Raw genomic sequence first — 24,185 nt, 5'->3', positions numbered from 1 at the left:
ATATTTTGAGTTCAATATAATTTATAAAAATGAAAAATTTAGTATTTAGTTTATTAGCATTCAGTTCGATAGCTTTTGGACAAGTAGAAAAAAATGTAGGTGATTTTAATAAAGTTACTTCTTTTGACCAAATTGATGTTTATTTAATAAAAAGTAGTGAAAACAAGGTTGTTATCGATGGCAAAGAAGCCAACGAAGTAGAATTAGTAAATAAAAAAGGTGAATTAAAAATCAGAATGCCATTAACTAAATTGTTGGCAGGAGATCATATTTCGGTTACCGTATATTTCAAAAATCTTTCTGCTGTTGAGGCAAATGAAGGATCAAGAATTTCTTGTGGAGATAAAATAGCATCAACTGCTTTTGAAATGATTGCTAAAGAAGGATCACAAATTAGATTGAATTTAGCAGTGGGAAAATTAAATGTTAGAGTAGCTAATGGTTCTCAAATCAACTTAGATGGGAATGCCGACAATCAAGAGGTTTTAGTAAATTCAGGCGGAATTTATGAAGCTCAAAATTTTAAAACCAAGCAGACAACGATTACAGCAAACGCTGGTGGAAATGCGGATATTTATGCTACTGATTTAGTGGAAGCTAAAGTTAGAGCCGGAGGTGACATCACTATTTATGGTAAACCAAAACAAATCAATCAAAAAGTGATTGCCGGTGGAAACATTGCCGAAGCAAAGTAGAAATAGTTTTATATTATTAAAATTTAATTCTAACTTGCATTGTCAAAATTCAAAATATGATTTTTCTTAACGATATTTTATCTGCCATTCCATTAGGTTTCTTTTTAAGCTTTATGATTGGACCGGTTTTTTTTGTATTACTCGAAACCAGTGTAGTAAAAGGATTTAGGGCAGCCGTAATGTTTGATTTAGGAGTTGTTTTAGCCGATATTATTTTTATTCTCATCGCTTTTTTTAGTAGTTACCGATTGATTCAAAGCATCAAAGATGATCCTGCTTTGTTTATTTTCGGTGGATTAGTAATGCTTACTTATGGTATTATTTCTTTTGTAAAAAACAAAAAAGAATCCAAAAAAAGTATCGATGAAATTGACCCGAAAGAATTGGCTAAAACGAATTACTTTTCATTGTTTATCAAAGGTTTTTTCCTAAATTTTATTAACATTGGTGTACTCGGATTTTGGTTAGCCATTCTAATAACCATTGGCCCACAATTGGAATTAAAGACTTCGAGAATGATGACTTTTTTTTCTACTCTAATCATAGTGTATTTTATCACAGATCTTTTTAAAATCATATTGGCCAAACAATTACGAAAACAACTTAATCCTAAAAACATTCTGTTAATCAAGAAAGTTATCAGTATTGCTCTGATTATTTGTGGTGTAGTTTTGTTGTCTCAAGCATGGTTTCCCAAAGAACAAAAAATCGTCAATTCTGCTTTTGAGAAGTTGGAAGAGAAAAAATAATGGTATAGCCTTTAATATTATCTTAAGGATAGATTCTGAGGTTTTTATATCTGATATGTATCGTTTATTTTCAAATACAACTTGAATAAACTTTCCTAAAATTAACTTATAAAAACCTTCAAATTTACTTGAAGTTTTACAGACACTCTCTAGGCTAAAACACCACTTTAATTATTTTTTTTATAAATTTTCCATAAAAAAGAGCTATAATTTCTAGCAATAGGTTTGATGTGCTTCGTCTGGATTCTAACATGATTTTAATTTTTTTTCTAAAAATTAACCACAAAAAAGAGCTACTATTTCTAGTGAGTGTTTAAATAACTATGTCCGGGTTCGAACATTACTTTAATTAATTTTTTCTAAAAATTAGCCATAAAAAAAGAGTTACTATTTCTAGTAAGTGTTTATATAGCCATGTCCTGGTTCTAACATCACTTTAATTAATTTTTCCTAAAAATTAACCACAAAAAAAGAGCTACTATTTCTAGTAAGTGTTTAAATAGCCATATCCGGGTTCGAACACCACTTTAATTAATTTTTAGAAAAAATTAATCACAAAAAAAGAGCTATGATTTCTAGTGAGTGTTTAAATAGTCATGTCCGGGTTCGAACATCACTTTAATTAATTTTTTCTAAAAATTAGCCATAAAAAAAGAGTTACTATTTCTAGTAACTCTTTTGAGGCATCGTCCGGGTTCGAACCGGAGTAGTCGGTTTTGCAGACCGGTGCCTAGCCGCTCGGCCACGATGCCAGTTGGACGGCAAATATATAAAACAATTGATAATTAACAATTGATAATTAATAATTTTTAGAATTCGTAATTCTTTTAACTTCTGTATTCTTCCATTTCAATGGTAACCGCTTCAACATCACCGCCAATAGGTGGATTGAGTTTAGAAACACCTAACAAAATTCGAGAAACGGATGGTATTTCTCCAAAGATTCTAGTGATGATTCTGTGCGCAACATGTTCTAATAATTTAGAGCGAATTGCCATTTCTTCTTCTACAATTCGGTTTAAAAGCACGTAATCAACCGTATCTTTCAAGTCATCAGTAACTGAAGACTTCCTCAAATCGGTTTTAATTTCAAGGTCAACTCGGTAATCCGAACCAATTCTGCCTTCTTCCTCCAAACAACCGTGAAAGGAAAAGGTTCTGATATTTTGTAATTTAATAGTTCCCATAAATTTTTAGTTTCAGGTTTAAAGTTTCAGGTTAGAACCTTCCAACATGGAACTTGAAACTTGAAACCTTTTTATATCTTTGCTAAAATTACAAAAATAATGTCAACAGAAGAGAAGTCCCTTAATTTCCTCGAACAAATTATAGAAGAAGATTTGAAAAACGGTTTGCCTCAAAACAAATTACGTTTTCGTTTTCCACCTGAACCTAACGGTTATTTACACGTTGGGCATGCCAGTGCTATTTGTTTAAATTTTGGTTTAGGAATTGATTATCAAGCACCTGTAAATTTGCGTTTCGATGATACCAATCCCGCGAAAGAAGAACAGGAATACGTTGACGCTATCAAAAAAGACATTGAATGGTTAGGTTACAAATGGGATACCGAATGTTATGCTTCGGATTATTTCCAACAATTATACGATTGGGCAGTTGAGTTTGTCAAAAAAGGAAAAGCTTATGTAGACAGCCAATCTTCGGAAGAAATGGCCAAGCAAAAAGGAACGCCGACTCAAGTTGGAACCGATTCTCCTTATCGAAATCGCTCAGTAGAAGAAAATTTAGACTTATTGGAACGTATGAAAAACGGCGAATTTCCAAACGGAACCCATATTCTTCGTGCTAAGATAGACATGTCTCACAACAATATGTTGATGCGCGACCCAATTATGTATCGAATTCTACATTCGCATCATCACCGTACCGGAAATGACTGGTGTATTTATCCATTGTATGATTGGGCACACGGAGAGAGCGATTATTTAGAACAAATTTCACACTCGTTTTGTACACTTGAGTTCTTGCCACACCGAGAATTATACGATTGGTTTTTAGACCAGGTTTATGATGAAAGTAAAGTTCGTCCTAAACAAAGAGAATTCGCCAGAAGAAATCTTTCTCACACTGTTGTTTCTAAGCGTAAGCTTTTACAATTGGTTGAAGAAAAACACGTTACCGGTTGGGACGACCCAAGAATGAGCACGATATCCGGAATGCGTCGTCGTGGTTATCCGCCAATGGCGATTCGGAATTTTGCCAAAACTATCGGAATTGCAAAGCGTACAAACCTTATTGATGTTTCACTTTTGGAGTTTTGCGTTCGCGAAGAGTTAAATAAAACCACACACCGTGTAATGGCGGTTTTGAATCCGGTGAAGTTGGTGATTACCAATTATCCTGATGGTCAAGAAGAATGGTTAGAAGCCGAAAACAATCCGGAAGAAGCAGTGATGACTTATAGAAAAGTCCCATTTTCAAAGGAATTATACATCGAAAGAGAAGATTTTCAGGAAGAAGCCAATAAAAAGTTTTTCCGCCTGACATTAGGAACTGAAGTACGTTTGAAAAATGCTTATATCATTAAAGGTGAAAGTGTTGTCAAAGATGCTGAAGGCAATATCACAGAAATTCATTGTACTTATGACACCGATTCCCGCAGCGGAAGTGGTACCGAAGCTTCTCAAAGAAAAGTAAAAGGAACCATTCATTGGGTTTCTATCAATCATGCCATTGAAGCAGAAGTTCGTATTTATGATCGTTTATTTTCACATGAAAGTCCGGACGGAAACAAGGAAATCGACTTTAAAGAATTTATCAATCCGAACTCTTTGGAGGTAATTACCGGTTATGTAGAACCAAGTTTGCAATCGGCTAAAAATTTAGACCAATTCCAATTCCAACGCTTAGGTTATTTTTGTGTTGATAAAGATTCCTCAGCCGAAAAATTGGTTTTTAACAAAACGGTTGGCTTAAGAGATACTTGGGCAAAACTAGAAAGCAAAGAATAAATTTGAAATAGATTTTATAAATGAAAAACCGGTATAAAAGCCGGTTTTTTCTATTATTAACAAAAGCTATTACAATTCAAATCAATATAATTTTAAGTAATCAAAACTGACCTTTATAAAGCGATTTTATTCAACTTTTGAGATTTCGGAATTCAATTTATAACACAGTAAACGAACAGCTTTTATATCGCTTTAAAATGAATTTAGGCTGTTTAACGACCTCTTAACAGCTTTCCGAGAAATTTTTCGTAACTTTCATAAAATTAAAATTCAAAAATTATGTCTAGTAGAAACGGTGATAGTATTTTGGCTCTTTTGGCCGGTGCCGCAATTGGAGTTGGAATAGGAATTTTATTTGCTCCGGATAAAGGTTCGAAAACGAGAGAAAAAATCAAAGACAGTTTAGATGATTTAAAAGACCAAGCCAAATCAAAGTTTGGTTCTTTTGAAGAAGAAGCTAAAGAAAAATTTTCACAGTCAAAAGACGAGTTGAAAGAAACGGTAGAAAATTTACTTTCAAAATCGAGTTATAAAGCCGAAGAAGCGATTTCTTTTTTGGAAGAGAAATTAGCGGAGCTTAAAAAACAAAACGCCAAACTACAGAAATAATGGCTTTTGAAGAAATAAAAGAAAACGTAGAAGATATTCAGGAAAATGCCAAAGCTTATATGGAAAGCAGTATTGCTTACTATAAACTTTGGGGTTTCAAAGTGGCTATGAAGTCAACGACTTTAATGGTCAAATTTATGTTGATTGCATTTTGTTTGATGATTATTTTACTATTCGTTTCGATAGCCGGAGCCTTGGCTTTAGGAAAATTATTTGACAGTTATCCTTTAGGATTTTTAGCCGTAGCCGGAATTTATTCGATTTTAGTGGTATTGCTGTTTTTGGTAAAAGACAAAATAGTAGAAGGACCAATCTTAGAAAAATTCTCTGAAATATTTTTTGATGAATAAGTTATGATAACAAAGAAATATGCTTCTTACGCCGAAATCGACCACGATTTGGAAATCCTGAAACTGGAAAAGGAAATTCACTATCAAAAGATGCTTTTGAGTATTGACAAGACCAAAGAAAGTATTCTACCGTCAGAACCTTTAGAAGGTTTGTATAACATTTATAAAAATGTGTTTTCTGGAACTTTCGGGATGATTTTAAAGATGTTGATTCCGTATGCCATCAATTGGTTTATAAACAGAAAAAGAGGCGATTAAGCCTCTTTTTTTTATCTTTTAAAACAAAATTTACTGATTGTCTTCATTTTCTTCAGTGAAGTTTTCATCGTTATTTTTTTGTTTCAAATTTTTTAATCTTTTGGTACTGTCAGCTCTTTTCATTGCTTCACCAACTTGATTACTAGCTGTAAAACTAGCCACCATATTGTTCAACATATCGCTTCCGGCTTGTGGTGAATTTGGCAACAATATTAAATTCGAATTGGTATCAGCACCAATGGCTTGTAAAGTATCATAATGTTGTGTCACAACAATCAAAGCCGAAGCTTCTTGTGAATTGATGCCTACTTTGTTTAAAACATCCACACTTTCTACCAAACCTTTAGCGATTTCTCTTCTTTGGTCGGCGATACCTTGTCCTTGTAAGCGTTTGCTTTCTGCTTCTGCTTTGGCTTTGGCTACAATTCTGATTCTTGAGGCTTCTGCTTCAAATTCGGCAACCGTTTTTTCTCTATCGGCAGCGTTGATTCTGTTCATCGCATTTTTAACTTGAATATCGGGATCAATATCAGTTACCAAAGTATTGATAATGGTGTAACCGTAAGTTGTCATCGCTTCGTTTAATTCTCTTTTTACCGCGATGGCGATATCGTCTTTTCTTTCGAATACATCATCCAAAATCAATTTCGGTACTTCGGCACGAACCACGTCAAAAACATAAGAAGTGATTTGATCATGTGGATATTCTAATTTATAAAAGGCATCATAAACGGTATCTTTAACGACCATAAACTGTACAGAAACTTTTAGTTTAACGAATACGTTATCCTTAGTTTTGGTTTCAATAATCACATCCAATTGTTGGATTTTCAAATTTACACGACCGGCAATTCTATCAATCAAAGGAATTTTTAAATGAAGTCCGGATTGACGGATACTCAAAAATTTCCCAAAACGTTCCACAATTACAGCGGTTTGCTGTTTGACAGTAAAAAAAGAAGAGAACAACACAAAAAGTCCGAAGACCAGAAAGGCAATTAAAAAAACATCCATTTTTGATTATTTAAATTGTTAATACAGTGTTTATACGAAATATATGTATGTTTGTTACAAATTAACTGTCATCATTTCATGAACAAAAATCTTATTGTCCTTTTGTTGTTTATCACAACAATTGGATCAGCACAATACGGCTACAGAGATTCCAATATGATTGGAATAACCTTAGGCCTAAATCAATTCAATTTAAAAACTTCAGATTTCGAGACCAAACCCGGAGATGGTTGGAACATTGGACTTTCTATGCGCGGAAATGCTTTTAACGATTGGGATGCGATTTATGGTTTACAGTTTAGCGAATACAATTTCAAAGTGATGACTTTAAACCAATCCATGAACGAAAGAGAGACCAATTTAAAATTGTCTTGTGCCAATATTACTTTTCAGTTGAGTTATAAGTTTATCGAAAACCATTTGAGTGTTGAGTTTGGCCCAATGGTTCAGATTAACGGAAAACTTGCTATTGAAGAAACAGATGAAGATAATATTCTTCAAAACACTGAAGAAATTTATCCTGTTAAGAACTTAACCGACATCAGTAATTTCACGGTTTATCCAGTAGTTGGTTTAACGGCAGGTGTTAGGAATGTAAGATTGAATGTTACGTACCAATATGGTTTAAATAACATGCTTAGCAAAACGGAAGGTGGTTTTAAAGGAAATGCTTCGGTTTTGAATGGGAATGTTATATTTTATTTTTAATAAAAAAAGTCCCGAGATTATCGGGACTTTTCTTTTTATAATGTGGCAATTGCTTTTTCCAATCGCTTGATGGTTTCATCTTTTCCAATCAATTCAACAATGTCAAAAAGATGCGGTCCTTTCAAAGCACCAACCAAACTCAATCGAAACGGCTGCATTACTTTTCCCATGCCAATTTCATTTTTAGTCATCCAATCTTTGACAATAGTTTCAATATTTACGGAAGTAAAGTCTTCGATGTTTGTCAAAACCGAAATCAATTGTTTAATTAAATCAGGCGTTTCTTCTTTCCAATTCTTAGCGGCTTTTTCATCATAAGACGTTGGTGCCATAAAGAAATAATCGGCTAAATCCCAAAACTCTGAAACAAAGTTGGCACGTTCTTTTATCAATGAAGTAATCTTTGTCATTTCGACAAAGGAGAAATCACATTTACCAGTTTTTTCAATCACATCTTTCTCAAATACTTCCGCCAAACTTTCGTCGCTTTGCTTTTGTAAATATTGATGATTGAACCATTTATTTTTCTCCGGATCAAATTTGGCTCCGGCTTTGTGCACTCGATTCAAATCGAATTTCTCTGCTAATTCTTCTAACGAAAACAATTCTTGTTCGGTTCCGTCATTCCAGCCTAATAAAGCCAAAAAGTTAACCACAGCTTCCGGGAAAAACCCTTTTTCTCGATAACCTGATGAAACGCCTTCTTCGCTTTTCCATTCTAATGGAAATACCGGAAAGCCCATTTTATCGCCATCGCGTTTGGATAGTTTTCCGTTGCCAATTGGTTTTAAAATCAAGGGCAAATGAGCAAATTCAGGTGCTTCCCAACCAAAAGCTTTATACAACAAACAGTGTAAAGGCATTGAAGGCAACCATTCTTCTCCACGAATCACATGTGAAGTTTCCATCAAATGGTCATCCACAATATTCGCCAAATGATAAGTTGGCATACCGTCCGACTTGAACAGAACTTTATCGTCTAACAAATTCGTTTCAAATTTTAAATCGCCACGAATAATGTCTTGCAACTGCAAAGTTTCGTTTACCGGTGTTTTAAAACGAATGACATAAGCTTCGCCGTTGGCAATTCTTTTCTCGGTTTCTTCTTTTGAAATCACTAACGAAGTATCTAATTTTTCACGGTTGTGCCAATTGTAGATAAAAGTTTTTCCTTCAGCTTCATGCTGTTTTCTGTGATTATCCAAAGCTTCAGCCGTGTCAAAAGCATAGTAAGCCCAACCCGAATTCACCAATTGATCGGCATATTGCTTATACAAAGGCTTTCTTTCGCTTTGACGATACGGACCGAATTTTTCATTCTTTCCAACGGTTTCACTCGGCGCAATGCCTAACCATTCCAAAGCTTCAAAAATGTATTGTTCCGCTCCGGGAACGAAACGATTTTGGTCGGTATCTTCAATTCGCAGATAGAAAACACCGTTATGTTTTTTGGCAAATAAATAATTGAATAAGGCAGTTCTCACGCCGCCAATGTGTAATGGTCCGGTAGGACTAGGCGCAAAACGAACTCTAATAGGTCTTGACATTTCTCTAAAATTTTGTGCAAAGATAAACAGAAGTTGGAAGTTGGAAGTTAGATGTTGGAAGTTTTTAATGTGGTTTAGGCGTTCATTTTCAGCCCTTTTTTCATTGGCAAATTTTTAACGTTGGTTATTCGCCAAAAATTGTACATTTATCGGTTATAAAAAAGATGGGCTAAAAAGTGGAAAAATCAACCCTTATTTATCAAAAGTTAGAAGACTTTATTCGAAAGTTTTATACCAATGAATTACTGCGCGGAACGATATTCTTCGTCGGCTTAGGATTGTTGTATTTTATTTTCACACTCTTTGTGGAATATTTTCTTTGGCTGAAACCAACCGCCAGAACGATTTTGTTTGCGGTTTTTATTTTGGTGGAATTGTTTCTGTTGTTGCGATTTATATTATTTCCGCTGTTCAAATTGTTCAAACTCCAAAAAGGAATCGATTATAACCAAGCGTCAAACATCATTGGAAGCCATTTTAATGAAGTAGGCGATAAGCTGACCAACTTTTTACAGTTATCACAAGACCAAAATAAATCGGAACTATTATTAGCGTCGATTGAACAAAAAGCCAATACTTTACAGCCTATTCCTTTTGGCAACGCCATTAATTTGGGCAAAAACAAAAAATATTTACCCTTAGCGGTTATCCCGATTTTGTTCTTCTTGTTTTTCTTGATTTCAGGCAAAGGTGATATTTTGTCTCAAAGCTTGAACCGTGTGGTGAACTTTAAACAACAGTTTTTACCGCCGGCGCCATTCGAATTTGTTTTGGTGAATGATAATCTGCAAACCGAACAAGACAAAGACTTTTTATTAAAAGTGAAAACAGTCGGTAAAGTATTTCCAGAGAATGCGATGATTTTTATTGGTGAAGAAAGTTATTTCATGGAAAGCAACAAAGCCGGAGAATTCCAGTTTGTGATACCGAAACCTTCTGAAGATTTAGAGTTTCACATAGAAGCCAATGACGTTTCTTCGAAAGATTATGAGTTGAAAGTCGTAACCGTTCCGTCAATAGCGAATTTCGAAATGGTCTTAGATTTCCCGGGTTATTTAAATAAGAAATCAGAAGTCATCAAAGGAACCGGAAACGCTATCATTCCCGAAGGAACAAGAGTTACTTGGAGAATGAATACTTTGGCGACCCAAAAAGTAGATTGGGTCAATGCCAGTAATCGTTTTGCTTTTATCAAGAGTGAAAATACCTTTTCGTTATCTAAAAGCATCCTTCAAAACACCGATTATCAGATCTTGACCTCTAATTCTAAGGTTCAGAATTATGAGAAATTGAATTATCAGATTTCTGTTATCAAAGATCAATTTCCAACGATTTCTGTTAATAATGCTCCGGATAGTTTAAAAGTGAATAAAAATTATGTTCTCGGACAAGTTTCGGATGATTACGGACTTTCTAAACTTCAAATTGTCTATTATCCAAAAGAGACGCCAAATATTGCTAAAAAGGCACTTATAAACGTTAAGAAAGATGTTTACGACCAGTTTGTGTTTTCTTTTCCAAGTAATCTTCCGGTAGAAGAAGGCGTTTCGTATGAGTATTACTTTGAGATTTTTGATAACGATGCGATTCACAATTACAAAAGCACTAAATCTTCTGTATTCAGTAATCGCATTGCAACCGAAACAGAGAAGCAAGATGAAATGTTACAGCAGCAAAATGACAACATCAATTCATTAGCTAAATCTTTAAAAGCCCAAGACAAACAATTATCCGAAATGGAGAAGTTGCAAAAAATGGGTAAAGAGAAGGACAATCTCGATTATAAAGAGCAACAGAAAGTAAACGACTTTATCCAACGTCAAAAGCAACAAGACGAAATGATGAAAGAGTTCTCGGAGAAAATGAAAGATAACTTAGAGCAATTCAAAACCGAGAAGAAAGACGAGAAGAAAGAGTTGTTGCAAGAACGTTTAGAGAAAACCAAGGAAGAATTAGAAAAGAACAAAAAGCTTTTAGACGAACTTCAAAAACTAAACGAGAAGATTAGTAAAGAAGAGTTGTTTCAAAAGATGGAGAAATTCCAACAAGCCAGCAAAAATCAGACCAAGAGCTTGGAACAATTGGTAGAATTGACCAAACGTTATTATATAGAAAAAAAAGCCGAACAAATTGCTGATAAACTTGACAAGCTGGCTGAAAAACAAGATAAATTGGCTGATAAAACCGAGGAAAATAATGTTGATAAACAAGAAGACATCAACAAGGAATTTGACAAACTTCAAGAAGAATTAAAGGAGCTTGACAAAGAGAATAAGGAATTGAAATCTCCTATGGATTTACCTAACACTGATGAAAAAGAGAAAAGTATCGATGAAGATCTAAAAAATGCGAAAGACCAATTACAAAAACAGCAAAAAGATAAGGCAAAGCCAAAACAAAAAAGTGCCGCCAAAAAAATGAAACAAATGAGCCAACAAATGGCTGAACAAATGCAATCGGGCGACATGGAACAAATGGAAGAAGATGTTGCGATGTTGCGACAAATTTTAGACAACCTTTTGGCTTATTCATTCTCGCAAGAAGATGTGATGAAACAATTTAAAAATTTGAAACGTGGTGCGCCATCTTTCAATAAAAATTTAAAAATTCAGCAAGATTTAAAGCAACAATTCAAACATGTTGATGACAGCCTGTTTGCAATGTCACTTCGTAATCCTAAGATTGCTGAAGATGTCACTAAAGAGATTGGAAATGTTCAGTATAATGTGGATAAAGCTTTAGAGAATTTGGCTGAAGCCAATGTACCAAAGGGCAATTCACACCAACAGTATGCAGTTTCTTCAGCCAATAAATTAGCCGATATGTTAAGCGATATTCTCAACGGCATGCAAATGCAGATGCAAATGGAAGGCCAAGGGCAAGGCAAGCCAAAACCCGGAAAAGGACAAGGTGGCGGAATGCAATTACCGGATATTATCAAGAAACAAGATGGACTTGGTGAGAAGATGAAAAAAGGAATGAAGAAAGGCGAAAAACCCGGTGAAGGACAAGACGGTAAAGAAGGAGAAAAGCCAGGAGAAGGCCAACCAGGAAGTAAAGATGGTCAAGGTCAGAAAGGCGGTAAATCCGGTCAAAGTCAAGGTAATGAAAAAGGTGGTGAACAAGGCCAAGACGGAGAAGGTGATGCTAAAGCTATAATGGAAATTTATAAAGAACAACAGCAATTGAGAGAAGCTTTAGAAAAAGAATTAAAGAAACAAGGTGTTGGCGGCAATGGTCAAAACACATTGGACCAAATGAAACAAATCGAGAAACAATTGTTGAATAAAGGATTTAACAATGAAACACTTCAGAAGATACTTAATGTAAAATATGAATTGTTGAAGTTAGAAAAAGCAATCCAACAACAAGGCGAAGATAAGAAGCGTCAATCGGAAACCAATAAGAAAGAATTTAACAATCAAGCTAATGCACTTCCGAGCAAGTTACAAGAATATTTGAATAGTATAGAAATTTTAAATAGACAAAGCTTACCTTTGCGCTCCAATTTTAACCAAAAGGTTCAAGAATACTTTAAAAAAAATGATTAGTTTCAACTACGAATCAGATTTCAAATTAGACCATGAAACGCTTTATGCTGATTGGCTTTCCAAAGTCATTAGCTCTGAATTAAAGAACGAAGGCGACATTAATTATATCTTCTGTGATGATGATTACTTATTGGAAATTAACCAACAATACCTAGATCACGACACGTTAACGGACATCATTAGCTTCGATTATTCTATAGGAAACGAACTACACGGAGATGTTTTTATTTCTATAGAAAGAGTTCGTGAAAATGCTGAAGATTTTCAAGTTACTTTTGAAGATGAATTAAAACGAGTTATGGTTCATGGCATTTTGCATTATTGCGGATACAAAGACAAGTCTGAAGAGGACGAACAACTAATGCGCGAAAAGGAAGAAGAGAAAATGAAGATGTTCCACGTGAAACAAAGTTAAAATGTTTTTAGAGAAGTACGACACCATAGTAGTAGGAGCGGGTCACGCAGGTTGCGAAGCCGCAGCGGCATCAGCCAATTTAGGTTGTAAAACTTTATTGGTTACCATGAGCTTGCAGAACATTGCACAAATGTCATGTAATCCTGCTATGGGCGGAATAGCCAAAGGTCAAATCGTTCGCGAGATTGATGCGCTTGGCGGTTACTCAGGAATTATTTCGGATAAGACTGCGGTGCAATTTAAAATGTTGAACAAATCAAAAGGTCCGGCCATGTGGTCGCCACGAGTACAAAGTGACAGAATGCGTTTTGCGGAAGAATGGCGTTTGATGTTAGAACAAACAGACAATCTCGATTTTTACCAAGAAATGGTTAAAGGGCTTTTGATTAAGAATAATAAGATTGAGGGTATTGTTACGTCTTTGGGAATAGAAATCAAAGCTAAAACAGTTGTCTTAACCAATGGAACTTTCTTAAACGGATTGATTCATATTGGCGATAAACAATTTGGCGGAGGAAGAGCCGGAGAAAGTGCCGCTTATGGAATTACTGATGATTTAATCAAGGTTGGTTTCGAAGCAGGAAGAATGAAAACAGGTACGCCGCCGCGAGTTGACGGACGTTCTTTAGATTATTCCAAAATGCGCGAAGAACCCGGAGATTTGATTCCGGATAAATTTTCGTATTCGGATGAAACCAAACCATTGACGCATCAGAAATTGTGTCACATGACCTATACTTCGAATGAAGTGCATAACATTTTACGGGAAGGTTTCGATCGTTCGCCAATGTTTAATGGTCGAATCAAAAGTATCGGACCTAGATATTGTCCTTCGATTGAAGACAAGATTAACCGTTTTGCTGACAAAGAAAGACACCAACTTTTCGTAGAACCGGAAGGTTGGAATACTGTAGAAGTTTATGTAAACGGATTTTCCACTTCTTTGCCGGAAGACATTCAGTTTAAAGCATTGCGTTCTGTAGAAGGATTTGAAAAGGTTAAGTTTTTCCGACCGGGTTATGCGATTGAATACGATTATTTTCCACCAACTCAATTAAAGCATACGCTAGAAACTAAGCTGGTTGAAGGTTTGTATTTTGCTGGGCAAATCAACGGGACTACCGGATATGAAGAAGCCGCATCTCAAGGTATGATGGCCGGTATAAATGCCGCTTTGAAAGTAAAAGAAATGGAACCAATGATTCTTCGTCGTGACGAGGCTTATATAGGTGTTTTAATAGACGATTTAATCACTAAAGGAACTGAAGAGCCTTATCGTATGTTTACTTCTCGTGCAGAATACAGAACTTTGTTGCGTCAGGATAATGCGGATTTCAGGTTGACACCAAAGTCTTTTGAAATTGGTTTAGCTTCTGAAAAAAGAATGAGAAGAATGGAACACAAGTTCAATGAAAGTGAAAAAATGGTAAACTTCTTCAAAGAAACGAGTGTCACACAAGAAGAAGCCAATCCAATTTTAGTCGATAAAGAAAGTGCGCCAATGAATCAATCGGATAAGATGTTTAAAGTCTTTTCTCGTCCGCAAATTGAATTAGAAGATATTTTAAAATTTGATAAAGTTCAAAAGTACATTCAAGAAAATGATTTAGACAAAGAAATAATCGAGCAAGCTGAAATTCAAGTGAAGTATTCGGGTTATATCGAGAAGGAAAGAAACAACGCTGAAAAGCTTATCCGATTGGAAGATATTAAAATCCCAGAGAATTTCGATTATAACAAAATCAAATCGATGTCAATTGAAGCAAAGCAAAAGCTAAGCAACATTCGTCCCGTGACTATTTCACAAGCATCCAGAATTAGTGGTGTTTCACCTGCCGATATTTCAGTTTTATTAATTTATATGGGAAGATAGTTTAAACGTTCCACGTGAAACTAAGTTTGCCAAGCCTTACCAATACAGCCTTATATGAGTTTTCAAAACAATATTTTTTTTCAAAAAGTCAAAGATTATTCCGTTTCCAAAGAAGTTTTTGAATTGCACCACAATCCGGAATATGATCTCTTAATTACTTTTCCAAAGCCAAGTCTAGATAAGTTGCCAAGCTATTATGAAAGCGAGGACTATATTTCACATACCGATGGTAAGCGCTCATTGTTTGAAAGAGCGTATCATTTTATCAAAGGAATTGCACTCAAAAACAAGCTGAAATTGATCAACGCTCAATCGCCAAAAGGAAAACTTTTAGACATTGGCGCCGGAACCGGAGATTTTTTAGTAGTAGCCAAAAATGACGGTTGGCAAATTACCGGTATCGAACCAAGTACAAAAGCCAAAGGAATTGCCCTTAATAAGGGAGTAACTCTTGCTGAAAGTTTATCAGCTTTAGAAAGTAACTCATTTGATATCATCACCATGTGGCATGTTCTAGAACACGTTCCCAATTTGGACGAGTACATTTCAGAATTGAAAAGATTGATTAAACCATCAGGAACCATTGTTATAGCCGTTCCCAATTTTAAATCTTTTGACGCCAATTTCTACGGAAGACATTGGGCTGCTTTTGATGTGCCAAGACATATTTGGCATTTTTCTAAAACGACTATCGAAAAATTATTTGGAGAAAAAGAAATGAAATTGGTTGAAGTCTTGCCCATGAAATTTGACAGCTTTTATGTGAGTTTACTTTCTGAAAAATACAAATCCGGGAAAATGAATTTTATTAGAGCCTTTTTTGTCGGATGGAAGTCAAATATCAGCGGAAACAAAACAAAAGAGTATTCATCCCATATTTACATCATAAAAAACCAATAAAACCCATATAAATGAGCGCTATTTAATCAAAAAGCATTGAAAAGACATCTTTGCCGCCAAAACAGAGAAGACTTCTTAAATCGCTTTATTTAAGCCCAAAAACAATAATTCTTTGTTATCGCTTTTGTTTAAACAATAATTAAACCTTATAAGACGTAATTGCATTAACATGGTGGTTTTTTTAGGGTAAGATTATTGCCTTTTATTTTATACTTTTGGAATCGAAAATAAATTTATCAAATCACATTTAATAATGAAAAAAACAGTTTTACTTTTTGCATTGGCCATTTCCATAATTTCCTGCAATAAAACCACTGAAACTAAAGAATTTAAAACCGCCTATATTGATACGTCAAAATTAATGGAGGAATCAATCGAGGCTAAAGATATCGGCGAGAAATACAAAGACAAGTCTAAAGTAATGGGTAGCCAATTAGAAGTTGAAGTAAATCGTTTTAAGTCGGAAGCAGCCAATTTTCAAAAAAATGCTCAAGCAAACGGACAAGTTTGGGCACAACAAAAAGGCGCCGAATTACAACAAAGAGAGCAAGAGTTGAGCTATGCACAACAAGCGATGCTAAGACAACTTCAAGATGAAAGCGGAGTTGAAATGGATTCTTTAGTAAAAAACTACAGAAAAGTAATCAAGGATTACGGAAAAGAAAAAGGATACGATTACATTTATGGATCAGGTGATGTTTCACCATCTATTTTATACGCCAAAGACAGCTATGATATTACTAATGATGTCATTAAAATGATTAACGATAAATACAAGTCTTCTGATAAAAAAGAAGAAAAACCGGAAGCTAAGAAAGAAGAAAAGAAATAATCTCATTTTCAAAAGTATAGATGAAAATACGCCTTAATTTCGAGGCGTATTTTTTTTGTTTATTGAAATACAATAGTTTAAATTTGTTCAGATAAAACTTATAAGCCATGAAATCTGTAACAGCCGAAGCAAACTTTGTTTTGCAATTCATCAACCAAACCAATCGCTCTGTTTTTCTTACCGGAAAAGCCGGTACGGGAAAGACAACGCTTCTAAAAGAAATTATTCAAACCACTCATAAAAACACAGTGGTTGTGGCACCAACCGGAATTGCGGCACTAAATGCCGGCGGAGTTACCATTCACTCCATGTTTCAACTGCCTTTTGGTGGATTTTTACCCGATAATTCTTCACCCCAATTTTTAGAAAATTCTAAATTCGAAAGCCGTTCAACTTTGCGCAGACATTTCAAAATGAGCGGCTTAAAAAAAGCAGTGATTCGAAATATGGAATTGCTAATCATAGATGAAGTCAGCATGTTGCGCGCTGATTTATTAGACGCTATGGATTTTATGATGCAATCCGTTCGAAAAAACAATCGCCCTTTTGGTGGTATTCAAGTGTTGTTTATTGGCGATTTGCTTCAACTTCCTCCGGTTGTACGCGATGAAGAATGGCGAACTCTTAGCAAATATTACAAAGGAAAATTTTTCTTTCACGCACACGTAATCGAGAGAAATCCGCCATTATACATCGAATTATCTACCATTTTTCGCCAAACCGATGATACATTTATTTCAGTTTTAAACAATCTTCGAAACAATAAAATCACCAAGGAAGATATTCAAGTTTTAAACCAATTTGTAAAACCGGATTTTGATCTCAAAGCCAACAAAGGCTACATTATTTTAACTACGCACAACGCCAAAGCCGACAGCATAAATTCTCAATCACTTATTGATTTAGAAGGAATTTCCAGAAAATATAACGCGGAAATTACCGGAGACTTTCCGGATAAAATTTATCCATTGGAACAAGAATTAGAATTGAAAATTGGTGCCCAAGTCATGTTCATCAAAAATGATTTATCGGTCGAGAAAAAATTCTTTAACGGAAAAATGGGTATTGTCAAATCGCTTTCCGAAAGAGAAATTCTTGTTCATTTTCCCGATGAAAATAAAACCATTGAAGTCGAAAAATATGAATGGGAAAATATACGATATACAGTAAATGAAAACACTAAGGAAATTGACGAAGAAGTTTTAGGAACATTTGTACATTATCCCATTAAATTGGCTTGGGCAATCACTGTTCACAAAAGTCAAGGATTAACATTTGACAAAGCAGCGCTCGATGTTTCGCAAGTTTTTCTTCCCGGACAAGCCTATGTTGCACTTTCGCGTTTGCGTTCGTTAAACGGCTTAATTTTGCTTTCTCCGTTGCAAATGAATGGGATTTCAAACGATCAAGACGTGATGGATTATTCGCTGAACAAAGCTTCAGAAGAAATTCTTCATAACACTTTGCAACAAGAAACCAAAGCTTTTATTCATAACTATTTGATTCACAGTTTTGATTGGAACGATTTGGCGCAAGAATGGCGCAATCATCAATTCAGTTATAACGAAAATTCAACCCTTTCAGCAAAATCAAAACAAGCGCTTTGGGCTAAAAAACAAAACGAAGAACTAGAGAAATTAATTGATCCTTCCAGAAAATTTATTTCGCAATTGAATAAGTTGTTTGCTGAAAATGCTGATTTTCAATTTATAAACGAAAGAATTCAAGCCGCGTTTAGTTATTTTTTGTTGCCAATGGACAACATAGTTTATGAAATCCTGTGGAAAATTGAAGAAGTGATTCGGGTCAAAAAAGCAAAAGCTTATTACGAAGAATTATTGGTGTTAGAAGAACTCCAAATCAAAGCTGTTTTGCGTTTGATGAAAGCCAAATTATTGATTGAAACGTTTGTAAAAGGCGAAGCCATTTCCAAAGAAAAATTATCTTCAGATGAAATCCGTTTTTATAAAGTTAAAAAATTGGAAGCCATCAAACAGGAATTCAAGAATGTCAATGTAACGCTAATTGAAGACGAGCAAGATTTGGAAAGGTATTCTAAAAAGAAAAAAACAAAAGAACCCAAAAAATCAACCGTTCAAGAAACTTATGAATTGTGGTTGCAAAAGAATTCCATCAAGGAAATTGCCGCTATCAGAAAATTAACACCTCAAACCATAGGAAGTCATATCGCCAAATTAATAGAAACCCAAACCATCAAAATCGATGACGTTTTGCCGGAAGATAAAATACAAGCATTAGCCAAAGTTTTCAAAGATTTTAAAGAAGAATCGTTAAGCGGATTGAAAGAGCAATATGGCGACCAATTTACTTGGGACGAATTAAAAATGTTTCAAGCGGCAAGAAAAAGTGGTTTAACTTAACCACCAAACGGCTAAAACTGCAGGCACAAAATAAATAGCAATGGTTCTGGCGCCATCGTAATCTTTGGCTAATCTTTGGCCTAACAATAATAAAATTAAGGTAATTGAAGAAAAGACACCGGCATAAAAACCAAATGTTTTTCCGCCATTGACCATCAATTCAACACAGCCAACTAATGCAAAAATTCCGGCAATTAATTCTAAAACTAAAATAATAAACAAGGCAAAAGGCACGTTGTTTTTTAAAATAGTCTTTTCAAAATGACCTTTAAGCCATTCTACATTGCCTTGCCATTCAAAAACTTTATCATAAGCAGATTGGACAAAAGTAACCGCTAAAAAAAGCAAAACTAAGATTGAAGCTGTATTGTTCATGGGTTTATTTATTATGGATTAATCGGGTAAGTTTTATCGATAAATCGGTTAAAATAATTTTGGCATTTCCGTTGCGTTCAATGTGATAGATGGCATCCGACAATTCTTTAAAAATGTCATTGATGTTATTGCCACTGACGAAAGGCGCAAATTTTTCGAGCGTAAAATTCTCCACTTTAGGCTCTAAATATACTAATTTTTCATTCTGATAGTTAAGCAATAAAGCTTGACGAAACATGTCGATGCAGAAATTCAAAAACTGCTTTTGACCTTCACGACCAATACTGGCAATTTCTTCACTCCAAGCAATCAAATCTTGAATAGCGGAAGCATTTCCTTTGGCTCTGAAAGCTGCGCGAACCCAATCTACAAACCATTTTTCGAATTGCAAATCTTCATTGTCTTCGCTCAATAAATACAAAGCTTTGTTGTAATTTCCTTGCGCTTGATGGGCAATTTTGCTGGCTGTTTTCGGGTCCAAATTTTCACGAGAAATCAAAGCATCAACAATTACACTTTCCGGTAAAGCTCCGAAATGTAACACTTGACAACGCGAACGAATCGTTTGTATAATATCTTCCTCGTTTTCTGAAATTAAGATAAAAAGGGTTTTCTCAGGCGGTTCTTCTAATAGTTTTAATAATTTGTTTGATGCGGCTATATTCATTTTTTCAACCATCCAAACAATCATCACTTTATAACCACCTTCATAGGATTTTAAAGCCAGAGATTTCAGAATATCTTGAGCATCTTCAACCCGAATCTCACCTTGTTTGTTTTTAACACCCAAATGTTTGTACCAATCAAATAAACCTCCATAAGGATTTTGCAAAACGAATTCACGCCAATCCATAATGAAATCAGCGCTTTTAGGTTTAGATTTTACGTCTTCATTAGTAACATTTGGATAAACAAAATGCAAATCAGGATGCGAAAGCGATTGGAATTTCAAATTACAACTTTCATTCCCGCCATTGTTTTCAGTACCAATATTATTGCACAAAACAAATTGCGCATAGGCAATAGCCATCGCCAAGGTTCCACTGCCTTCCGGACCAACGAACAACTGCGCATGCGGAATTCTTCCCGACAAAGCACTTTTAACGAGATGGTTTTTAAGGTATTCCTGACCGAGGATTTCTGAAAACTGCATGAGCAAATATAGCGCAAATTTTTGGCTAAAAGAAAAGCAATCTTTAACCGGCACAATCAAATCTAGACTGACTTTCTTCCTGTAAGGTTAACACTGAAAAAAAACTATTTGTTTGAAAATAAATCAATTACAACTTAATTTTTTCTTAAAAATCATCGACAAACACACAAAAATAACCGATGAAATTAAATTTTATTATATTTGCAAGGAATCATAACCTCTTAAATTTTAGATGAAAACACTTCAAGATTTTAATTTCCAAGCCAAAAAAGCGATTATCAGAGTTGATTTTAATGTGCCTTTAGACGAGAATTTTAAGGTAACAGATGCTAACCGAATTGAAGCCGCAAAGCCAACTATAGATAAGATTTTAGCCGATGGTGGAAGTGTAATTTTGATGTCACATTTAGGAAGACCTAAAGGAAAACAAGACCAATATTCGTTAAGACATATTGTAGCAAAAACAGCTGAAGTTTTAGGAGTTAAGGTTCTTTTTGCAGAAGATTGCAGAGGTGATATAGCGACAAATGCAGCCAAAAATCTAAAACAGGGAGAAGTTTTACTATTAGAAAACCTTCGTTTTTATGCGGAAGAAGAAGCCGGAGATGAGAATTTCGCTAAAGAATTAGCTTCATTAGGTGATATTTATGTAAATGACGCTTTCGGAACAGCCCACAGAGCACACGCTTCAACCACAATAATTGCAAAGTTTTTTCCAACAAGCAAATGTTTCGGCATGCTTCTGGCCAAAGAAATTGAGAGTTTGAATCGCGTGTTGAATAATTCGGTAAAACCGGTAACTGCAGTGCTTGGTGGTTCGAAAGTTTCTTCTAAAATTACGGTGATTGAAAATATTCTAGACAAAGTTGACCACATGATTATAGGTGGCGGAATGACATTTACTTTCGTAAAAGCCTTAGGTGGAAAAATCGGAGATTCGATTTGTGAAGACGACAAGCAGGATTTGGCATTAGAAATTTTGCGTTTGGCCAAAGAAAAAAACGTTCAAATTCATATTCCGGTAGATGTAATTGCCGCTGATGCTTTTTCAAATGACGCTAACACAAAAGTAGTTGATGTTCGCGAAATTCCGGATGGATGGCAAGGTTTAGACGCCGGGCCAAAATCGTTGGAGAATTTCAAAAAAGTAATTATGGAGTCTAAAACCATTCTTTGGAACGGACCATTAGGCGTTTTTGAAATGGAAAATTTTGCTAAAGGAACAATTACTTTAGGAAATTATATTGCAGAGTCAACAGCGAACGGTGCTTTTTCACTCGTTGGTGGTGGAGATTCAGTTGCAGCCGTAAAACAATTTGGCTTAGAGGATAAAATGAGTTATGTTTCCACTGGCGGCGGCGCAATGTTGGAAATGTTAGAAGGAAGAGATTTACCGGGAATTGCAGCCATTTTAAATTAACATTTGCAACACAATAAAAAACAATAAATTACGTTGTTAATTACAATTAACAACAAGATATAAATACCACTTATAATATCAAGATATGATTATAAAAAAAATAACCACATTGGCGCTTTTTTTGGCTTCTTCGGCAATTTTTGCCCAAGACACCATCAAAGACATTTCGGCTCAGACCAAACTGCCCAAAAGAGAACTAACTAAAAGAGAAGTACTTGATTCTATCAAAGCTTCATTCGTTCATGACAACATTGCCAAGTGCATAGATAGTATGTGGATGAAGGAATTGGCGAGTTTAGATTTGTATAATGAGTTGACTTTCGACATCAAAAATATCGATGTGGATCAGAAAGTTGATTACGAATTACCAACAGAATTGTTGAAGGAAAGACTAAAAGCATTAGATGATAAATCGCCCTTCAACATAGAATACAATCAAGGTTTAGAGAACGTAATCAAATCGTTTTTAAAGAATCGAAAACGTTCGTTTGAAAGATTAATCGGGATTTCTCAATATTATTTCCCCATGTTTGAAGAGTCGTTAGCGGCACAAAATATTCCTTTAGAAATTAAATATTTATCAGTAGTAGAATCAGCTTTGAACCCAAGAGCGGTTTCCAGAGTTGGTGCCACCGGTTTATGGCAATTTATGTACCAAACCGGAAAACAATATGGTTTGAAAGTGGACACTTATGTAGACGAAAGAAGCGATCCTTTAAAAGCCAGTAATGCCGCGACACAATACATGAAAAACATGTATGCTATTTTTGGCGATTGGGATTTGGTTTTAGCCTCATACAATACCGGTCCGGGAAATGTAGCCAAAGCAATTCGACGTTCAGGTGGAAAACAAAACTACTGGAATATCCGACCTTATTTGCACAAAGAAACACAAGGTTATGTTCCTGCTTTCTTAGCTACAATGTATATTTTTGAATACCACAAAGAACACGGAATCAAGCCGGATAGAGCCATTGCCAATCATTTTGCAACCGATACAGTTATGGTTAAAAGAGCCATGACTTTCAAACAACTAGCAGATTTGTTAGATGTTTCTGTGGCAGAATTGCAATTTTTAAATCCGTCTTACAAAAGAGAAGAAGTTCCGGTTATTTCAGGACAAAAACATTTTTTAAGATTGCCGGTTGATAAAATTGCCGTGTTTACTTCAAATGAAGATAAAATTTACGCTTACGCAGATTATGAAGCCAGCAAAAGAGAAAGACCTTTTGAAAGAACCATGTTGGCTTCCTCAAATTCAGGATCATCAACCAAAGTTAAATACCATAAAGTTAGACGAGGTGATAGTTTAGGCGAGATTTCAGATAAGTACGGCGTAACCATTTCGGAACTAAAAAAATGGAATCATTTAAAAAGCAGCAAAGCACCATTAGGCAGAAGTTTAAAAATCTATGTAGCCGATTATAGTAATAATGCTATTGCTTCCAACGAAAAGAAAGTGACAAATCCAGTTGACACGACTGCTTTAGCTTCAAATTCTAACAAAGTATTTAGAGAAGAAAAAGTAGTGGCCTATAAAGATGTGGTTAAATTTCACAAAGTTAAAAAAGGCGATAATCTAGGTGAGATCTCTGGGAAATACGGTGTTTCTGTTGCTGAGGTTAAGAAATGGAATAAACTAAAAAGCAACAATATTGCTTTGGGCGCCAACTTAAAAATCATCAAGAACGAAAGAGTCGTTACTACCGTTAGAAAAGAAATTAAATCAGATAAAGTAATCGCTGATCACAAAGTAGAAACGGCAGTAGCTTCAAATGATAATAATGTTGACTCAAATGAAAATACGGGTGATTACTACGAAGTACAAAGAGGTGATAACCTATTTAGTATTGCCAAAAAATTCAATGTTAGTTTAGAAGACTTAAAAAAATGGAATAACCTTGATGATTTACATGTTCAAACAGGTTCTAAATTGGCTTTAGCTAACAAAGAGGAAAATGCAGTGACTGAAGAGCCAAATACCGAGACTAAAATTGTAGAACACAAGGTTAAAAAAGGAGAATATCTTGGCACAATTGCAAAAAAATACAATGTCACTTTAGCTGAAATCAAAGAATGGAACGACATGGAAGACAACAATGTAAAATTGGGTCAAACTTTAATTGTTTCTAAAAAAGAGGTTGCAGTTAATGAAGCCAAATCTTCAAAAAAAGAAAGCATAGCGGCTAATGACCGAAACGAAGTAAAAACATACTACGTGAAAAAAGGGGATTCATTATTCAGTATTGCTAAAAAATATCCAGGCGTTACCATTTCCGATATCAAAAAATGGAACGGCATTAAAAACGAAAGTTTAAAACCGGGCATGAAGTTAAAAATTAACAACGGTTAATCCGAAAATCTTCTATAAATTTGGGTTTTA

20 protein-coding genes and 1 tRNA gene are annotated in these 24,185 nt (G+C 34.9%); 15 read left to right on the top strand and 6 right to left on the bottom strand.

The genetic code is table 11. The features are described from left to right. The first annotated feature begins 29 nt into the window (after positions 1 to 29). Both ACK4R1_RS01820 and ACK4R1_RS01815 read left to right on the top strand, forming a co-directional pair. Positions 30 to 695: a head GIN domain-containing protein gene (locus ACK4R1_RS01820; RefSeq protein ID WP_409682822.1), complete on the top strand. Its 666-nt coding sequence runs from the start codon at positions 30 to 32 to the stop codon at positions 693 to 695. A 56-nt stretch (positions 696 to 751) separates the two neighbouring features. Then, positions 752 to 1,444: a LysE family translocator gene (locus ACK4R1_RS01815; RefSeq protein ID WP_409682819.1), complete on the top strand. Its 693-nt coding sequence runs from the start codon at positions 752 to 754 to the stop codon at positions 1,442 to 1,444. A gap of 681 nt (positions 1,445 to 2,125) precedes the next feature. Here ACK4R1_RS01815 and ACK4R1_RS01810 read toward each other — a convergent pair. Both ACK4R1_RS01810 and folB read right to left on the bottom strand, forming a co-directional pair. Continuing rightward, positions 2,126 to 2,196 (bottom strand) — tRNA-Cys (locus ACK4R1_RS01810). Between the two features lie 75 nt (positions 2,197 to 2,271). Further along, positions 2,272 to 2,631 carry a dihydroneopterin aldolase gene (gene folB, locus ACK4R1_RS01805; RefSeq protein WP_409682816.1) on the bottom strand — a complete coding sequence of 120 codons (360 nt, stop codon included), beginning with the start codon at positions 2,629 to 2,631 and terminating at the stop codon, positions 2,272 to 2,274. A gap of 99 nt (positions 2,632 to 2,730) precedes the next feature. Here folB and ACK4R1_RS01800 point away from each other — a divergent pair, with 99 nt between their 5' ends. The 4 genes from ACK4R1_RS01800 to ACK4R1_RS01785 all read left to right on the top strand — a co-directional run bounded on the left by ACK4R1_RS01800 (position 2,731) and on the right by ACK4R1_RS01785 (position 5,633). Further along, positions 2,731 to 4,416: a glutamine--tRNA ligase/YqeY domain fusion protein gene (locus tag ACK4R1_RS01800; protein ID WP_409682813.1), complete on the top strand. Its 1,686-nt coding sequence runs from the start codon at positions 2,731 to 2,733 to the stop codon at positions 4,414 to 4,416. A 279-nt stretch (positions 4,417 to 4,695) separates the two neighbouring features. Continuing rightward, positions 4,696 to 5,025, top strand: coding sequence for a YtxH domain-containing protein (locus tag ACK4R1_RS01795; RefSeq protein ID WP_409682810.1), 330 nt, complete (start codon positions 4,696 to 4,698; stop codon positions 5,023 to 5,025). Then, on the top strand, positions 5,025 to 5,375 hold the full coding sequence (locus ACK4R1_RS01790) for a competence protein (RefSeq protein WP_409682807.1): 351 nt from the start codon (positions 5,025 to 5,027) through the stop codon (positions 5,373 to 5,375). Before ACK4R1_RS01795 ends, ACK4R1_RS01790 begins: the two co-directional genes overlap by 1 nt. A 3-nt stretch (positions 5,376 to 5,378) precedes the next feature. After that, on the top strand, positions 5,379 to 5,633 hold the full coding sequence (locus ACK4R1_RS01785) for a DUF6327 family protein (RefSeq protein ID WP_409682804.1): 255 nt from the start codon (positions 5,379 to 5,381) through the stop codon (positions 5,631 to 5,633). Positions 5,634 to 5,663: 30 nt separating this feature from the next. Here the strand turns inward: ACK4R1_RS01785 and ACK4R1_RS01780 are convergent, their stop codons facing one another. Further along, positions 5,664 to 6,647, bottom strand: a complete 984-nt coding sequence (locus tag ACK4R1_RS01780; RefSeq protein ID WP_409682801.1) for an SPFH domain-containing protein — start codon at positions 6,645 to 6,647, stop codon at positions 5,664 to 5,666. A gap of 78 nt (positions 6,648 to 6,725) precedes the next feature. On the opposite strand from ACK4R1_RS01780, the gene ACK4R1_RS01775 reads away from it, so the two are divergent. Continuing rightward, complete coding sequence (locus ACK4R1_RS01775; protein WP_409682798.1) at positions 6,726 to 7,355, top strand: PorT family protein; 630 nt, start codon at positions 6,726 to 6,728, stop codon at positions 7,353 to 7,355. 35 nt (positions 7,356 to 7,390) lie between these two features. On the opposite strand, the gene gltX is transcribed toward ACK4R1_RS01775, so the two are convergent. Then, complete coding sequence (gene gltX, locus ACK4R1_RS01770) at positions 7,391 to 8,902, bottom strand: glutamate--tRNA ligase (protein ID WP_409682795.1); 1,512 nt, start codon at positions 8,900 to 8,902, stop codon at positions 7,391 to 7,393. A gap of 176 nt (positions 8,903 to 9,078) precedes the next feature. Here gltX and ACK4R1_RS01765 point away from each other — a divergent pair, with 176 nt between their 5' ends. The 6 genes from ACK4R1_RS01765 (at position 9,079) to ACK4R1_RS01740 (ending at position 18,854) form a co-directional block, all read left to right on the top strand. Continuing rightward, complete coding sequence (locus tag ACK4R1_RS01765; RefSeq protein WP_409682793.1) at positions 9,079 to 12,453, top strand: hypothetical protein; 3,375 nt, start codon at positions 9,079 to 9,081, stop codon at positions 12,451 to 12,453. Further along, positions 12,446 to 12,868 carry an rRNA maturation RNase YbeY gene (gene ybeY / locus ACK4R1_RS01760; RefSeq protein ID WP_409682790.1) on the top strand — a complete coding sequence of 141 codons (423 nt, stop codon included), beginning with the start codon at positions 12,446 to 12,448 and terminating at the stop codon, positions 12,866 to 12,868. Before ACK4R1_RS01765 ends, ybeY begins: the two co-directional genes overlap by 8 nt. A gap of 1 nt (position 12,869) precedes the next feature. Continuing rightward, on the top strand, positions 12,870 to 14,741 hold the full coding sequence (gene mnmG, locus ACK4R1_RS01755) for a tRNA uridine-5-carboxymethylaminomethyl(34) synthesis enzyme MnmG (protein ID WP_409682787.1): 1,872 nt from the start codon (positions 12,870 to 12,872) through the stop codon (positions 14,739 to 14,741). A 54-nt stretch (positions 14,742 to 14,795) separates the two neighbouring features. Next, positions 14,796 to 15,641, top strand: coding sequence for a class I SAM-dependent methyltransferase (locus ACK4R1_RS01750; protein ID WP_409682784.1), 846 nt, complete (start codon positions 14,796 to 14,798; stop codon positions 15,639 to 15,641). 253 nt (positions 15,642 to 15,894) lie between these two features. Beyond that, positions 15,895 to 16,473 (top strand): OmpH family outer membrane protein, encoded by a 579-nt coding sequence (locus tag ACK4R1_RS01745; protein WP_409682781.1) that lies wholly within the window; start codon positions 15,895 to 15,897, stop codon positions 16,471 to 16,473. A gap of 107 nt (positions 16,474 to 16,580) precedes the next feature. After that, complete coding sequence (locus ACK4R1_RS01740; protein WP_409682778.1) at positions 16,581 to 18,854, top strand: helix-turn-helix domain-containing protein; 2,274 nt, start codon at positions 16,581 to 16,583, stop codon at positions 18,852 to 18,854. On the opposite strand, the gene ACK4R1_RS01735 is transcribed toward ACK4R1_RS01740, so the two are convergent. Then, positions 18,846 to 19,229, bottom strand: coding sequence for a DoxX family protein (locus ACK4R1_RS01735; RefSeq protein ID WP_409682775.1), 384 nt, complete (start codon positions 19,227 to 19,229; stop codon positions 18,846 to 18,848). The two genes, ACK4R1_RS01740 and ACK4R1_RS01735, sit on opposite strands and share 9 nt — an antisense overlap. A 4-nt stretch (positions 19,230 to 19,233) precedes the next feature. Next, the gene (locus ACK4R1_RS01730; protein WP_409682772.1) at positions 19,234 to 20,382 is read right to left on the bottom strand and encodes an ATP-binding protein; all 1,149 of its coding nucleotides are present in this window, start codon (positions 20,380 to 20,382) and stop codon (positions 19,234 to 19,236) included. 232 nt (positions 20,383 to 20,614) lie between these two features. On the opposite strand from ACK4R1_RS01730, the gene ACK4R1_RS01725 reads away from it, so the two are divergent. Then, the gene (locus tag ACK4R1_RS01725; protein WP_409682769.1) at positions 20,615 to 21,802 is read left to right on the top strand and encodes a phosphoglycerate kinase; all 1,188 of its coding nucleotides are present in this window, start codon (positions 20,615 to 20,617) and stop codon (positions 21,800 to 21,802) included. 85 nt (positions 21,803 to 21,887) lie between these two features. Next, positions 21,888 to 24,155, top strand: coding sequence for a LysM peptidoglycan-binding domain-containing protein (locus tag ACK4R1_RS01720; RefSeq protein ID WP_409682766.1), 2,268 nt, complete (start codon positions 21,888 to 21,890; stop codon positions 24,153 to 24,155). Positions 24,156 to 24,185 lie beyond the last annotated feature (30 nt).

This window comes from Flavobacterium sp., assembly GCF_046293665.1.
In the GTDB taxonomy this organism is placed as follows: domain Bacteria; phylum Bacteroidota; class Bacteroidia; order Flavobacteriales; family Flavobacteriaceae; genus Flavobacterium.
Note: the sequence above shows the minus strand (reverse complement) of the source record. Positions and strands in the feature narration are given on the sequence as shown.